Origin of the sequence: Plantactinospora sonchi (assembly GCF_036422035.1) — a bacterium.
Classification (GTDB): Bacteria; Actinomycetota; Actinomycetes; order Mycobacteriales; family Micromonosporaceae; genus Plantactinospora; species Plantactinospora sonchi.
In genome coordinates this window covers 90800-104956 of the sequence record NZ_JAZGQK010000016.1, presented here as the reverse complement: position 1 = coordinate 104956, position 14157 = coordinate 90800, and the positions used below count along the sequence as shown (strand labels likewise).

Sequence of the window (14157 nt, the reverse complement as noted above, 5' to 3'; positions counted from 1 at the left end):
CACCCTGCGTGGCGCGCTTGCGTAGTTGTCCCGACGATCGCGACCCTGGGGCGGCACCGGTCCCGCCGAGCATCCGATCGCGATCACCGCCTCCCGAGCACCACCTCGCGACCATCCCCGGCCCGACGGACCGCGAGTGCGACGTCCCGGGCCACCGGGCCGTTACCTTGCCCGGCGCACGTTGCCCGGCATGCTCAGGAGGCGAGATGACAGACAACCACCAACTTTCACGGATCCCACGGCAGGTCGTCGCCGTGGCCGCCACACTTCTGCTCGGCGCGGGACTGACCACGGTGGTCGCCGGCCCCGCCGTGGCCTCCGCCGCCCCGGTCGGTTACGTCCGGCTGGCCCACCTCTCCCCGGACACCCCGGCGGTCGACGTCTACCTCGGCGCCGAGTCCGACAAGGCGGATCCGCAGGTGTTCAAGGCGGTCGGCTACGGGGTGCTGTCGCCGTACCTGCCACTGCCCGTCGGCCCGTACGCCGTCGCGATGCGCAGGGCAGGGGCGCCGGCCAGCGACCCGCCGGTACTGACCACCAGCGTCTCGGTGACCGCCGGCAAGGCGTACACCGTCGCCGGGGTGGGCCGTTACGCCGAACTGGGACTGAAGGTACTGGACGACGACCTGAGCGCCCCGGCGGACGGCAGGGCCAAGGTCCGGGTCGTCCAGGCATCGGTCCGGGCACCCGTGATCGACGTGTCGGTGGCGGACGGGGAGCGCATCGCCAACGCCGTGCAGTTCGCCACCACCACCCCCTACCAGCAGGTCGAACCGGGACGCGCCACACTGCGGCTGGCCGGCACCGGAGCCGCGCCGACCACCACCGCCGTGTCGCTGCACGACGGCGCCGTCTACTCGCTGCTGGTCCTCGACGCGAAGCAGGGCGGGCTGACCACCGAACTACGGGTCGACGCCCGGGGTGGCGTGGTCGTACCGGCCGGTGGGGTGGACACCGGGGCCGGCGGCACCGCCGGAAGCGGCGACGGTTCGTACCCGACGGGTGCCGCCCCGCTGGTCGCGCTGGGCGCGTTCCTCGTCGCGGTGGCCGGTCGGTACGCCCTACGGCGGCGTACCCGCAGCTCGTGACGGACGGGCCCGGCCGGAGTCGACCCGGGCCGGTACCCGTCGGCGACCTCGTACCCGCCGATCCGGTACGCCCCCGGGGCGTCGGCGGTCTGCTGCTCTGTCTGGTACTCGGCGCCGGTCTCGCCGTCACCCTGACCGGGGACGGCGGGCTGCCGGTGCGGACGCCGGCACCTCCTCCGGCCCGGGCCGCGACCTGTCCACCGGTGTGCGGCACGGCGGCCTGCGGGCCGCCGTGCCGGGTCGAGGCGCCCGCTCCCGGCAACGCCGCGCGGCCCGCCGACCCGGCGCCCAGCGGCCCGCCGACCCGGGTACGGATCCCGCGCATCCGGGTCGACAGCACGCTGGCCCGACTGCGGCTGGACCGGTCCGGGCGGCTCACCCCGCCGGCGGCCTTCGGCGAAGCCGGCTGGTACGTGGACGGAGTCGTCCCCGGCGACGTCGGCCCGGCGGTGCTCGCCGGGCACGTCGACTCGAAGACCGGTCCGGCGGTATTCCACCGGTTACCGGAACTGGAGCCGGGCGATCTGGTCGAGGTACGGCGTGGGAACCGCTGGCTCCGGTTCCGGGTCACCGGCGCCAGCCGGCACGCCAAGGCGGACTTCCCCACCACCGTGGTCTACGGTCCCACCCCCGGCCCCGAACTGCGGCTGATCACCTGCACCGGGCTGTTCGACCGGCCGGTCGGGCACTACCGGGACAACCTGGTCGTCTACGCCGTCGCCGACCTGCCGGTACGCCTCCCCGACTCGGCCGCCGGATAATCCGCCGCAGCCATCGCCGGACCTGGCGCGGGCGGGGCGCCGGGATCTTCCGCGACCGGATCAAGCCCGACCGCCCGGAGCGGGTGCCCGGCCCCAAGCCCCACCGGCACGGCCGGTGCCGGCCTCGGGTCAGACCCGGCGACGCCCCTGGAACCCGCACTCCACCCGGTGGTACCACCCCACGTCGTCATCCCCCTCCAGCCAGCACCACAGCACCGGCCGGCCGTCGCGCTCGCCGGGGAAGTCGAGCAGTACCGGGGCGAACCCCTTGACCTGGATGTCGTGCCCGGTCAGCTCCTCGAGGAGACCGAAGATCCGCGCCTCCAGGCTCTTGACCTCGGCCAGTCCGCCGAACGGGCTGGTTCCGCGATCGGCCAGGTCGACCCGGAGTTCGGCGAGGTCGGCGCGGAGCCGGATGAGCTCGTCGATCCGGGGTCGGAGCGTGGCGATCATGTGCCGTGCCTGGGCGAGGGTGAACACAACGGACAGTATCGGGCACGGACGGCCGGCCGTCCGACAACGGACCGGCAAGTTCACGGCCCGGCAACACGACGGTTTCCCGGGCCGGCCCGCGACCACTGGTCGCGGTGGAGCCCGCCCGGAGCGTTCACTCGTGCTGGGCGGCGATCTCCCGGGCCCGGTCCCGGGCCGCCTCGAGCGCGGCGAGCAGCGCGGCCCGCACGCCGTGGTTCTCCAGTTCGCGGATCGCCGAGATGGTGGTCCCGGCCGGCGAGGTCACCGCCTCCCGCAGTTTGACCGGGTGCTCACCGGAATCACGCAGCATGGTCGCGGAACCGATGGCGGTCTGCACGATCAGCTCGTGCGCGACCTGGCGGGGCAGTCCGAGCAGGATCCCGGCGTCGACCATCGCCTCGACCAGCAGGTAGAAGTAGGCCGGGCCGGAACCGGAGAGAGCGGTCACCGCGTCCTGCTGCGCCTCGGGGACCCGGATCGTCGCGCCGAGCGGCCGGAACATCTCCTCGGCCAGTTCCAGGTGCGCGCCGGTGGCGTGGGAGCCTGCGGAGATCGCCGTCATCGCCTGGTCGACCAGGGCGGGCGTGTTGGTCATCACCCGGATCACCGGGGTCCCCTCCGGCAGGCGCCGGGCGAAGAAACTCGTCGGCAGGCCGGCACAGAGCGAAATCAGCAACTTGTCCGCCGGCACCTTCGGCCCGATCTCGTCCAGCAGCGCGTCCGCGTCCTGCGGCTTGACCGAGATGGCGAGGACGTCCGCCTCGGCCACCGCCACCAGGTTGTCCACCACCGGTACGCCGTACCGGGCGGTGATCTCCTCCGCCCGGGACGGGCGACGCGTGGTGGCGAGCAACCGCTCCGCCGGCCAGCCCGCACGGAGCAGTCCGGAGAGCATCAGCTCACCGATCTTGCCGGTGCCGATCACGGCCACCGTGTGCGCTCCCGGCGCCATCGCTTCTCCTCAGCTGGAAGCCGTCAAGCCGTCGCGGGCGGGTGCACCCGGGACGGGGCTGGCCCGCCGGGCCCGGCCGGGAGGTCAGGTCTGACCGCTCGGAGCCGGGCGCGGCGGGCCACCCACCGTCACCGGGCGTCAGCTGCCGAAGAAGACCTCGGCCTCGGTGTAACGCTCCAGCGGCACGGTCTTGAGTTCCTTGGTCGCCTCGACCAGCGGCACCCGGACGATGTTGGTGCCCTGCATGGCGACCATCTTGCCCCAGTCGCCCTCGTTGACCGCGTCGATCGCCTGCAGGCCGAGCCGGGTGGCGAGCACCCGGTCGAAGGCGGTCGGGGTGCCACCGCGCTGGATGTGCCCGAGGACAACCGTCCGGGCCTCCTTGCCGGTCTTCGCCTCCAGCTGCTCGGCGAGCCACTGGCCGATGCCACCGAGCCGGACGTGCCCGAACGAGTCCAGCTCCTGGTTCTGCAGGACCATCTGGCCCTCCAGCGGCTGGGCACCCTCGGCGACGACCACGATCGGGGCGTACTGGTGCTGGAAGCGCTTCTCGACGTACCCGGCGACCTGGTCGACGTCGAACGGCCGCTCCGGAAGCAGGATCACGTTCGCGCCACCGGCGAGACCCGCGTGCAGGGCGATCCAGCCGGCGTGCCGGCCCATCACCTCGACGACCAGGGTGCGGTGGTGGCTCTCGGCCGTGGTGTGCAGCCGGTCGATCGCCTCCATCGCGATGTTGACCGCGGTGTCGAAGCCGAAGGTGTAGTCGGTGGCGCCGAGGTCGTTGTCGATCGTCTTCGGTACGCCGACCACCTGGACACCGAGCTCGTGGAGCTTGGTGGCGACACCGAGGGTGTCCTCGCCACCGATCGCCACCAGGGCGTCGACACCCTGCTCGGCGAGGTTGCTCTTGATCTGCTCGACGCCGCCCTCGATCTTGAACGGGTTGGTCCGGGAGGAGCCCAGAATAGTGCCGCCGCGCGGCAGGATGCCCCGGACCTCCGCGATGCCGAGCGGCTTGGTCAGCCCCTCCAGCGGGCCACGCCACCCGTCCCGGAATCCGACGAATTCGTGGCCGTAGGTGGCGACGCCCTTGCGCACCACCGCTCGGATCACCGCGTTCAGACCCGGGCAGTCACCACCACCGGTGAGCACGCCGATACGCATGATCTGCTCATCCTCCTGGAGCCTTCGATTAAGCCCGTCAAGCCCCAGGGTCGAAGTCCGTCAGACCGTCGCGGCACCGTTGCCGGCCCGGGGCGGGCCGTCATTGCGCACTGTAGTCGCCTGCCGAGAGGCAGGCCAGCGCGCCCCGTCAGGCGTCACCGCGTGATCACAAAAAGGTCATCTTGATCTTGTCATTCACGGTTCGCCCCGCCCGCCCGCCCGCCCGGCGGGCGCCAGCGGCGCCGTTCCCGCCGGCGGCCCGCTCAGCCGTGCGTCGCCGTGCCGTGCCGTCCCGTCCCGCCGTCCCGCTCAACAGCGCGTCGCCGCGCCGGGCTGCCGATCAGGAGTGCATGGCCCGCCACCGGGCGAGGTTGTGCCGGGCGTCGACCAGGGCGTCGTGCCGGCCCGCGGCCGCGTCGGGCAGCGGCGGCCGACCCCGGTCCTCCCAGCGCTGCCGGAGCTCCTTGGTGAACCGCGGAATCTCCCGGGGCAACGCCGGCATCGCCCCCCAGAGCTGGGCCAGCGCCACGTGGTCGTACGCCGCGTACCAGGCCCAGAGTTCGAGCTGCTCGTTCGGCCGGCCCCGGATCGGCTCGACCAGGAACTCGTGGAGATCGTCCCGGATCCGGGCCCGGGAACGCCAGGCCCGGTCCGCCGGGGACGGCAACTTGTCCAGTACGTGGCGACGCACCCACGGCACCGCCCGGGAGTCGTCGAACTCGGTGGAGACCGCGTAGAACTCGCGACCGTACTCGTCGACGACACCGATCGACACCAGGTCGACCAGGCGGCCGTCCTCGATGAACTCGCAGTCGTAGAAATAGCGGTAGACCATCCCCGCCATCCTCGCCCATCCGCCCCGCCGGCCGCCGGGCGGGGCGGGTGAAACGCCGCCGGGCGGGGCGGGGTGAAACGCCGCGAGGCGGGACGGGTCGACCCGCCGTGGACGGGCGGGCGGCCCGTACCCCCGGGCCCGCCTCCCCACGCCATGACCGGCCGGTGGAACTGACACCATCCGGCCGGCCACGGCTCCCGGCCCCCCTGGACCCGCCACGCCCCCGTCCGGCCCCGTCCAACGGCGGATCCGCCCTCAGAATGCGGGCCGGTCAGCGACAGAACTGTCACAGAAGTGATTTGAGGGGTGTACAGCAAGCGACAGGGCCGTCATGATCTGATGTGTACCGCTGCCGGACTCCTACCGGTATCAGTTTCACCTTGCTACTTCGGTCGGTTGCGGGTCGTCCGAGAGCAATACTGGGTTATTCACCGGGGAGGGGTTGAGCCTTGGAGGTTCGCCTGCCTGAGCCGGGCGACGCCCTCACCGGCGTCGACATGTTCGCCGGCCTTGAGCCCGAGGTGCGCCAGCGGGTGATCGCCGCGGCAGTCCCCCGCACCTATCGCAAGGGCCAACTGCTGTTCGTCGAGAACGACCCGGGCGAGTCGCTGATCGTGCTCCGTCGTGGGGCGGTGGCGGTGTTCCGCACCGCGCCGACCGGCGAACGGGCGGTACTCAACGTCATCCGTCCCCCGGACGTCCTGGGCGAGGTGTCCCTGCTGGACGCCTCCACCCGCTCGGCGTCCGCGGAGGCCATCGAGGACTGCACCGCCCTGGCGCTGTCCCGGGGCGCCTTCATGGAACTGGTGCACTCGAACCCGCGCATCCTGGACGCGGTGATGCGGTCGCTCGGCGGGCTGATCCGCCGGCTGACCGAGCAGAACGCCGACCACGTCTTTCTCGACCTGCCGGGTCGGGTGGCCAAGACACTGGTCCGGCTGGCCGGCGAGAGCCAGGCTCCCATGATCACGATCGAGCTCAACCAGAGCCAGCTGGCCGAGATGGCCGGCGGCTCACGGCAGAGCGTCAACCAGGCGATCGGCTCGTTCGCCAGCCGGGGCTGGTTGCGTACCGAGGGGCGCCGGATCGTGGTCACCGACGTGGCGGCGCTGCGCCGACGCGCCGGCATGGCCGAACGCTGAGACCACCGGCGGCTCCCGTACCGGACGCCGCCACCGCGATTCCACCTCGGACGTACGCGAGAGGGCGTGCCGGGAACGGGTAGACCGTTCCTGACACGCCCGCTCAGCACAGTTCCGCAACGCCCTCCGGCGCGTTCCCCTCCGGGATCAGGTCGGACCCAGCCAGTCCGTCCCCTCCTTGCCACCGCCCGTCGAGCCCTGGTCGGCGCTCTCGCCTCCGACGATGCCCGCGGCCTGGAGCTTCGCCAGGGTGGCGGCGTCCACGTCGATCATGTCCCCCGAGGAGTGGCCGACACCGTCGCCGTCGGTCCATTCCTTTTCCAGTCGAACGTATACCATTGCCCATCTCTCCCTGATATTCACCGATCGGTCGGCGCCAATGACTGTATCGTGGATCTCCAGCAGTTGGACTGTCCGCTAGCCAACAGCCCGGTTCCCGACACGGGGGTCGGGCGGTGATACTCGGCGTGGTGATTCGCCGGGTCGGCCCGCGCCGACCCGACCTCCGCGATCCCGGCCGGCGACGGTCGCCACGGTCGCCGACCGACCCGCCCCGACGAGGGGCGCCGCCCGGCAGTGCACACGCCACTTCGAGGCTGTAGGAGGACGGCATCTCCGCTCCGTGTACGACATGCGGCCGGACCGCCGCAGCCGGTGACCGTTACTGCGGCGGCTGTGGAACCGAACTCGCCCCGGCGTGTGCCCAGTGCAACCGTCCGCTCGCCCCGGACGCGGCGTTCTGTACCGCCTGCGGTACCCCTCGCCCCGGCCAGTCGACCCGTCGGGCCAGTGTCGGGCAGGAGGACCGGCGCCGGGTCAGCGTGCTCTTCGTCGACCTGATCGACTTCACTCCGTACGTCGAACGCGCCGACCCGGAGCTGGTCCGGAAGATGCAGACCTCGTTCTTCTCCGCCGCCCGTCGGGTCATCGGCCACTACGGCGGGGTGGTGGAGAAGTACATCGGTGACGCGGTGATGGCGTTGTTCGGCGCACCGGTGGCGACCGAGACGGACGCGCTGCGCTGCGTACGCGCCGGTCTGGAGTTGCAGCGGGTGCTGACCCGCCTCACCCCGACCGGCGCCGACCACCTGCGTTTCCGGGTCGGGGTGGCCACCGGTGAGGCGCTGGTGGACGTGGCCGCCGCCCGGGACGGCGGTCAGGCGATCGTGGCCGGGGACGTGGTCAACACCGCGTCCCGGATGCAGTCGGTGGCGCCGCCCGGCGGGGTGCTGGTCTGCGGCACGACGTACGCCTTGACCCGGGACGCGATCCGGTACGACGCGCGGGAACCGGTGACCCTGCGCGGCCGGTCGACGCCGACCGAGGTCTGGCTGGCGCTCGCCGCCGTACTCCGGCAGCCGCCCGACCGCGAGCCCGACACCACCCCGCTGATCGACCGCGAACACGAGCTGGGTCTGCTGGTCAACGCCCTGCACCGGTCCATCCGGGATCGACTGCCCCAACTCGTCACGGTGCTCGGGCACGCCGGGATCGGCAAGAGCCGCCTGGTCCGGGAACTGTTCCGGCACACCGAGCGGCTGACCGACCAGCCGCTGACCTGGCGGGTGGGTCGGTGCCCGCCGTTCGGCGAGAACGTCACCTTCGCCGCGCTGGCCGACATCGTCAAGGCCGAGGCGGGCATCCTGGACACCGATCCGGCCTCGGTCGCGGCCCGGCGGCTGGAGGCGACGCTGGCCGAACTGGTCGGTCCCGGCGAGGCGGACCGGCTGGTGGACGCGCTCCGCCCGGTGGTCGGGCTGCCCGGCCCGACCCTGCCGGCGGAGGAGTCCGAGTCGGCCTGGCGCCGTTTCCTGGTCGCGCTCGCCGCCCGGCAGCCGACGGTGCTGGTCTTCGAGGACCTGCACTGGGCGGACGAGGCAATGCTCAACTTCGTGGAACTGCTCGGCGCGTACGCCCAGAACGTGCCGCTGCTGCTGCTCTGCACCGCCCGGCCGGAGTTGGTCAAGCGGGAGCCGAGCTGGGCGGGGACGATCACCGGCTCGCTGACCATCACCCTGCCGCCGCTGCGGGACGCCGCCATCGCCTCGCTCTACGGCCACATCTTCGGCCAGGCGGCGTTCTCGACCGACATGCTCAGTCCGCTGGTCGAGGTCGCGGACGGCAACCCGCTCTACGCCCACGAGTACGTCCGGATGCTGATGGAGCAGGGCGCGCTGCGCCAGTCCGGTCGGGGCTGGTCGCTGGAGAAGCGGCACGACATGCCGATGCCGGAGAGCGTGCACGCGGTCATCGCCAACCGGGTGGACCTGCTGGACGGTCCGGACCGGGCGGTGCTGCTGGCCGCCTCGGTGGTCGGCATGCAGTTCTGGCCGGGTGCGGTCTCGGCCGCGCTGGGGCAGCCGGTCGAGGCGGTCGAACGGGCGCTGCGCCGGCTGGAGCAGCGGGACTTCGTGCACGAACAGCCGTCGTCCACGATGGCCGCCCAGGCCGAGTTCCGGTTCCGGCACGTGCTGGTCCGGGACGTGTGCTACCAGCGGCTTCCCCGTACCGAGCGGGTGGCGCGGCACGAACGCACCGCCGAGTGGTTGGACAGCATGTCCCGGGGGCGGGACACCGACCTGGCCGAGGTGCTGGCGCACCACCGCTGGGCGGCGCACGAGATCGCCCACACCCTCGGTGTGGCGACCGGCCGGTACGCCCCGGCGGCCCGGGACGCGCTGCACCGGGCGGCGCGCCGGGCGTACGCGCTGCACGCGCTGGACGCGGCGGCCAACCACGCGGCCCGGGCACTCGGACTGGCCGACGACACCGACCCGGTCGGCCGGCTGCGGCTGGAGCTGCTCAGCACCGAGATCTCGTACTTCCGGGACGGCAACAGCTTCCTCGCCGGTGGTGGCACCGACCAGCTGCACACCCTGGCGGAGCGGCTCTTCGCGTACGGCGAGAACGGCGACGCGGCCCGGGCCTGGACCCTGCTCGGGCAGGCCGCCTGGCTGCGCGCCGACCGGGCCGGCGCACTGTCCTGTCTGGACCGTGCCGTCGAGCTCTTCGACGCGCTGCCGGACACCGCGCAGAAGGCGGACGCCTACGCCGAGCTGGGCCGGCTGCACATGCTCAACTACGAACGGGATCCGGCGATCGCCGCGGCGGGTGCCGCGGCCGACATCGCCGAACGGCTCGGGCTGGTGGAGACCCAGGCCAACGCCCGGATCACCGTCGCGACCGCCCGCTACCAGGCCGGGGACCCCGCCGGCCTGACCGAGTTGTACGAGATCCACCAGCTCTGCCAGACCCACCAGCTCCTCGCCTGGCCCCGGGCGGTGCAGAACCTCGCGTACGCGGTCCGGGAGGAGGGCGACTGGATCCGGTCCGGGGAACTCGTCGCCGCGTGTCCCGCCCTCACCCGGGGCGAGGCGCTGGCCACCGGCGGTTCCGGCGAGGCGATGCGGGCGTACTGCGAGGGCGAGTTCGGCAAGCTGCTGACCGTCGCCGACGCGTTCGTCGACACTCCCGCCGGTCGCTGGGACATGCAGGTCCGTGGGGTACGGGCCTACCTGCGGGTGCTCCGCGACGAGCCGGTACCCGGCGAGGCCACCGACGACGACGTCACGGACGCGTTGACCACCGCCCGGCGCAGCGGCTTCCACCGGCTGCACTGGACCGTGCTCGGGCTCGGCGCGCTCTGCCGGGCCCTGCAGGGGCGCCGAGCGGAGGCCGCCGGCCTGATCGACGAACTCGCCGGTTCGTGGTCGGCGGTGCCCGCCCTGGCCAGTGGCGAGTGGATGCCCGCCGCCGCGTACGCCGCCGCACTGGCCGGTCGGGAGGCGGCGGTACGGGTCCGGGGCATGCTCGACCGGGTCACCCACCACACGCCGTGGGTGGAGGCGGCGCTGCGTACCGTCACGGCGGCGCTGGCCAGCTCGGACGGCGAGCACGAGCGGGCCGGGCAGCTGTACGCCGCGGCGGCGGAGATCTACGCCGGGATCCCGGACGTCACCGACCGGATGCTCGCCCTGGCGCTCGCCGCCGCCGAACTGCGGCTGGCGGACCGCCGTTCCGAGGCCGAGATGGCGTTGACCGAGGTACGCGCCTTCGCGCTGCGGAACGGGGCGCCCGGCCTGCTCCGGATCGGTCAGGGCCCGCCGGCTCCCGGCAGCACGCCGATGCTCGCCTCCTGACCGGGCCGCCGGCTCCCGGCACCGCGCCGGACCGTCAGGCGGCGATCGATCCGGACGTCGGATCGGCGGTCGGCCCGCTCGCCGCCGTCGCCAGCTGCTGGTTCTTGACCTTCTGCGCGTAGGTGTCGACGTACTCGCGTCCGGAGAGCTCCATCAGCTCGTACATGATCTCGTCGGTGATGGCCCGCTCCACGAACCGGTCGCCGGCCATCCCGGCGTAGCGGGAGAAGTCGAGGGGACGCCCGAACCGGATCTTCACCCGCTTGATCTTCGGGATCAGCTTGCCCGGTGGCTGGATCTCGTCGGCGTTGAGCATCACCACCGGGATGACCGGCGCCCCGCTCTCCAGGGCCAGCCGCGCCACCCCGGTCTTGCCCCGGTACAGCCGACCGTCCGGGGACCGGGTCCCCTCCGGGTAGATCCCGGCCAGGTTGCCCGCCCGCAGCACCGAGAGCTGGGTGTCCAGCGCCGCCTGGGCGGCCTGGCCACCGGAACGGTCCACCGGGATGGTGCCGGTGCCGACGAAGAACATCCGCACCAGGGCGCCCTTCAGCCCCCGGCCGGTGAAGTATTCGGCCTTCGCCACGAAGGTCACTTTTCGCTTGACCATCAGCGGCATGAAGATCGAGTCGGAGAACGACAGGTGGTTGCTGGCCAGGATCGCCGGCCCCGTGTCGGGTACGTTCTCCCTGCCCTCCACCTGCGGCCGGAAGATCAGCCTCAGCCAGGGCCCGAGGATGACGTACTTCATCAGCCCGTACAGCACCGGTGTCCTTCCCGAGCGTTCCGCAGGTCCCCACCTGCCCGGCGACCGCCCGGCACACACGCCGGTGACGCGGTCGCGCCCGGCCGACGGCCGTGGCGGGAACTGTCGGTCATGAGCCTACGAAGCGGTACGGCACGCCACAACGCACTCCCGGAACCAGTCCCCGCCGTGTCACGATTCATTGCACGGCATGTGGGGCAGCGGGCGGCAGGAGCGCCGTCGGGTGTCACGAGCCGGTAGGGAGGGTGTCGGAGTGACAGCGGGAGGGGCCCGTCGGGGACGACGGGACAACGGCCTGGAGGCGACGGAGTACGCGGTCGCCGGCGACGTGGACCCGCGTCTCGGCGAACACCTGCTCGACGTGCTCGCCGCCGGGGGGATCGCCGCCTACCTACAGCCGTCCGCCGACCTCAACCCGGTGACCCGTACCACAACGATGCCGCCCCGGCCCGTCGACCGGCTGTACGTCGACCGGAGCCACCTGGCGACCGCCCGGGACTACCTGACCCAGTTGACCGACGACGAGTCGCCGGGCCAGCCGCCGAACCAGCAGGTGCCGCCCGGTGCCGACCCGGACGTGGAGGCCGAGTGGGCCCGGATCGTCGCCGGCTACCACACCGAGGTCGCCGCTGACGCCCGCTCCTGGCCGGCGGTGGAGGACGTCGCCGAGCACGGGGCGACCGAGCCGGGCGGGGTGGCGACGTCGACGCGCCCGGGCCCGGACGCGCCGGTGCCGGCCGGCCCGGGCGGCCGACGGCTCCCGTCCGCCACCGACATCTCCGGCATCTCGGTCGGGCGCGACGAGCCGTCACTGCTCGACGGCCTCGACACCTTCGGCGCGGACCTGTCCGACGACGCCGAGGAGCGGTACGTCCCACCACCACCGCCCCCGCTGCCCCGGCCGTCCAAGTACGCCGTCATCGGGGTGCTGGCCATCGCCGCCGGCTTCGCGCTCTTCCTCTTTCCGGAAATGCTCCCGCTCGACCGGGGACTGACCACCCTGTTCGGCTTCGCCGGGATCCTCACCGGCTTCGTGACGCTGATCTGGCGACTCCGGCCAGGCGACGACGATGACGACGATCCGGACGACGGGGCGGTGGTCTGAGTCGGCCGGGGCTCGGAAATCGTTCCGGCGTTCTGACCCGTACCGCCCAGATCGCGAGATTCATCGCCCTGTGGTGCTCACGCGTAACCATCGCGTAATTTCGCATCAGTAGGAATACTGCTGTACGTCACCTTCCCCTCACGACTACCCGATCGCTCGTCATTCGCGGTGGTCGCCTCGCCCGGAACGAGGTGCCCGAATGCGACAGAGTTCCCTGGTGGTGGTGGCCAACCGGCTGCCGGTCGACGACAGCGTGGCGCCGGATGGTGCCTGCGAATGGCGTCGCAGCCCCGGCGGCCTGGTCAGCGCCCTTCACTCCCTCCTCCAACACACCCCGGCCACCTGGGTCGGCTGGGCCGGCGGCACCGGTCCGGCACCCAGCCTGGCCGACATCGACGGGGTACGGATGCACACCGTGCCCCTGGCCCAGGACGACGTCCGTGACCACTACGAGGGCTTCGCCAACTCGACCCTCTGGCCGCTCTACCACGACGCGGTGGAGCAGCCGGTCTACCACCGTCGCTGGTGGGAGGCGTACCAGCGGGTCAACCGGCGGTTCGCGGAGGCGGCGGCCGAGGCGGCCGAGCCCGGGGCGGTGGTCTGGGTCCAGGACTACCACCTGCAGCTCGTCCCCCGACTGCTCCGTACGCTCCGCCCCGACCTGCGGATCGGCTTCTTCATGCACGTGCCGTTCCCGCCGCCCGAACTGTTCATGCAACTGCCCCGCCGCGCCGAACTGCTGCTCGGCATGCTCGGCGCCGACCTGGTCGGCTTCCAGCGTCCGCAGGCGACGCACAACTTCGCACAGCTCGCCACCAAGGTGCTCGGCCTGCCCGCCACCGACCGACGGATCGCGGTCGAGGACCGGGTGGTCCGGATCGGCGCCTTCCCGGTCTCCATCGACATGTCGGAGATGGAGGCGCTGGCCGGACGCCCCGACGTGGTCCGGCGGGCCGCCCAGATCCGGCACGACCTCGGCGACCCGCAGCAGGTGATCCTCAGCGTGGACCGGATGGACTACACCAAGGGGATCGAGCAACGGCTCAAGGCCTACAGCGAGCTGCTCGTCACCGGGCACGTCAAGGTCCGGGACACCGTGATGGTCCAGGTGGCGGTGCCGAGCCGGGAACGGGTCGAGCAGTACCAGGTCCTGCGCGAACGGGTGGAACGTGAGGTCGGACGGATCAACGGCGAGTTCGGCAGGGTCGGCGAGCCGGCGATCCACTACCTGACCCAGCCGTTCGACCGGGCCGAACTCGCCGCCCTCTACCGGGCCGCCGACATCATGGCGGTGACCCCGCTGCGGGACGGCATGAACCTGGTCGCCAAGGAGTACGTGGCGGCCCGGGTGGACGACGGCGGCGCCCTGCTGCTCAGCGAGTTCGCCGGCACCGCGGCGGAGTTCGGCCAGGCGTTCCTGGTCAACCCGCACGATCTGGAAGGGCTCAAGTCGATCCTCATCCAGGCCCTGCAGGCCAGCGACGCCGACCTGACCGAGCGGATGCGGGCGATGCGGGACCATCTGCGGGTGTACGACATCCGGGCCTGGGCGCGCTCCTACCTCACCGCCCTGGACCAGAGCGGCTCCCTGGTCACCCAGCTGACCACGTGACGGGGAAGGGCCCCTCCCGGGTCGCCGGACGGAAGCCGGTGACCCGGAAGGGGCCCTTTGCTGACCGCCTGTTCAGCCTGGGCAGGAGAGCCGGGCCCGGCCGGGTCGCTCCGACG

12 protein-coding genes are annotated in these 14157 nt (G+C 72.4%); 6 read left to right on the top strand and 6 right to left on the bottom strand.

The annotated features are described in order from the left end of the window. Window positions 1-206: 206 nt before the first annotated feature. Window positions 207-1088: a DUF4397 domain-containing protein gene (locus V1633_RS18940; protein ID WP_331215678.1), complete on the top strand. Its 882-nt coding sequence runs from the start codon at window positions 207-209 to the stop codon at window positions 1086-1088. Beyond that, the gene (locus tag V1633_RS18935; RefSeq protein ID WP_331215677.1) at window positions 1085-1849 is read left to right on the top strand and encodes a sortase domain-containing protein; all 765 of its coding nucleotides are present in this window, start codon (window positions 1085-1087) and stop codon (window positions 1847-1849) included. Before V1633_RS18940 ends, V1633_RS18935 begins: the two co-directional genes overlap by 4 nt. Before the next feature lie 129 nt (window positions 1850-1978). Here V1633_RS18935 and V1633_RS18930 read toward each other — a convergent pair whose 3' ends face one another. From V1633_RS18930 to V1633_RS18915, 4 genes are all read right to left on the bottom strand, one after another. After that, on the bottom strand, window positions 1979-2329 hold the full coding sequence (locus V1633_RS18930) for a DUF2203 domain-containing protein (protein ID WP_331215676.1): 351 nt from the start codon (window positions 2327-2329) through the stop codon (window positions 1979-1981). A 127-nt stretch (window positions 2330-2456) separates the two neighbouring features. Continuing rightward, window positions 2457-3275 carry a pyrroline-5-carboxylate reductase gene (gene proC, locus V1633_RS18925; RefSeq protein ID WP_331215675.1) on the bottom strand — a complete coding sequence of 273 codons (819 nt, stop codon included), beginning with the start codon at window positions 3273-3275 and terminating at the stop codon, window positions 2457-2459. A 138-nt stretch (window positions 3276-3413) separates the two neighbouring features. Then, window positions 3414-4442 carry a 6-phosphofructokinase gene (locus V1633_RS18920; protein ID WP_331215674.1) on the bottom strand — a complete coding sequence of 343 codons (1029 nt, stop codon included), beginning with the start codon at window positions 4440-4442 and terminating at the stop codon, window positions 3414-3416. A 340-nt stretch (window positions 4443-4782) separates the two neighbouring features. Then, the gene (locus V1633_RS18915) at window positions 4783-5277 is read right to left on the bottom strand and encodes a polyadenylate-specific 3'-exoribonuclease AS (protein ID WP_331215673.1); all 495 of its coding nucleotides are present in this window, start codon (window positions 5275-5277) and stop codon (window positions 4783-4785) included. Window positions 5278-5726: 449 nt separating this feature from the next. Between V1633_RS18915 and V1633_RS18910 the strand changes: the two genes are divergently transcribed. Next, on the top strand, window positions 5727-6419 hold the full coding sequence (locus tag V1633_RS18910) for a Crp/Fnr family transcriptional regulator (RefSeq protein ID WP_101367233.1): 693 nt from the start codon (window positions 5727-5729) through the stop codon (window positions 6417-6419). A gap of 147 nt (window positions 6420-6566) precedes the next feature. On the opposite strand, the gene V1633_RS18905 is transcribed toward V1633_RS18910, so the two are convergent. Continuing rightward, window positions 6567-6758, bottom strand: a complete 192-nt coding sequence (locus V1633_RS18905) for a hypothetical protein (RefSeq protein WP_331215672.1) — start codon at window positions 6756-6758, stop codon at window positions 6567-6569. Window positions 6759-7030: 272 nt separating this feature from the next. Between V1633_RS18905 and V1633_RS18900 the strand changes: the two genes are divergently transcribed. Then, window positions 7031-10558 carry an adenylate/guanylate cyclase domain-containing protein gene (locus V1633_RS18900; protein ID WP_331215909.1) on the top strand — a complete coding sequence of 1176 codons (3528 nt, stop codon included), beginning with the start codon at window positions 7031-7033 and terminating at the stop codon, window positions 10556-10558. A gap of 34 nt (window positions 10559-10592) precedes the next feature. Here the strand turns inward: V1633_RS18900 and V1633_RS18895 are convergent, their stop codons facing one another. Then, a complete protein-coding gene (locus tag V1633_RS18895) occupies window positions 10593-11324 on the bottom strand; it encodes a lysophospholipid acyltransferase family protein (RefSeq protein ID WP_331215671.1) in 732 nt (243 codons plus the stop codon). Between the two features lie 253 nt (window positions 11325-11577). On the opposite strand from V1633_RS18895, the gene V1633_RS18890 reads away from it, so the two are divergent. After that, a complete protein-coding gene (locus V1633_RS18890) occupies window positions 11578-12429 on the top strand; it encodes a DUF308 domain-containing protein (RefSeq protein WP_331215670.1) in 852 nt (283 codons plus the stop codon). A 199-nt stretch (window positions 12430-12628) separates the two neighbouring features. Beyond that, complete coding sequence (locus V1633_RS18885) at window positions 12629-14041, top strand: alpha,alpha-trehalose-phosphate synthase (UDP-forming) (protein WP_331215669.1); 1413 nt, start codon at window positions 12629-12631, stop codon at window positions 14039-14041. Window positions 14042-14157: the final 116 nt, after the last annotated feature.

Coding starts and splice junctions, on each gene's coding strand:
- proC (WP_331215675.1), bottom strand. CDS start 3,275: ATGGCGCCGGGAGCGCACACGGTGGCCGTGATCGGCACCGGCAAGATC.
- V1633_RS18885 (WP_331215669.1), top strand. CDS start 12,629: ATGCGACAGAGTTCCCTGGTGGTGGTGGCCAACCGGCTGCCGGTCGAC.
- V1633_RS18940 (WP_331215678.1), top strand. CDS start 207: ATGACAGACAACCACCAACTTTCACGGATCCCACGGCAGGTCGTCGCC.
- V1633_RS18920 (WP_331215674.1), bottom strand. CDS start 4,442: ATGCGTATCGGCGTGCTCACCGGTGGTGGTGACTGCCCGGGTCTGAAC.
- V1633_RS18905 (WP_331215672.1), bottom strand. CDS start 6,758: ATGGTATACGTTCGACTGGAAAAGGAATGGACCGACGGCGACGGTGTC.
- V1633_RS18915 (WP_331215673.1), bottom strand. CDS start 5,277: ATGGTCTACCGCTATTTCTACGACTGCGAGTTCATCGAGGACGGCCGC.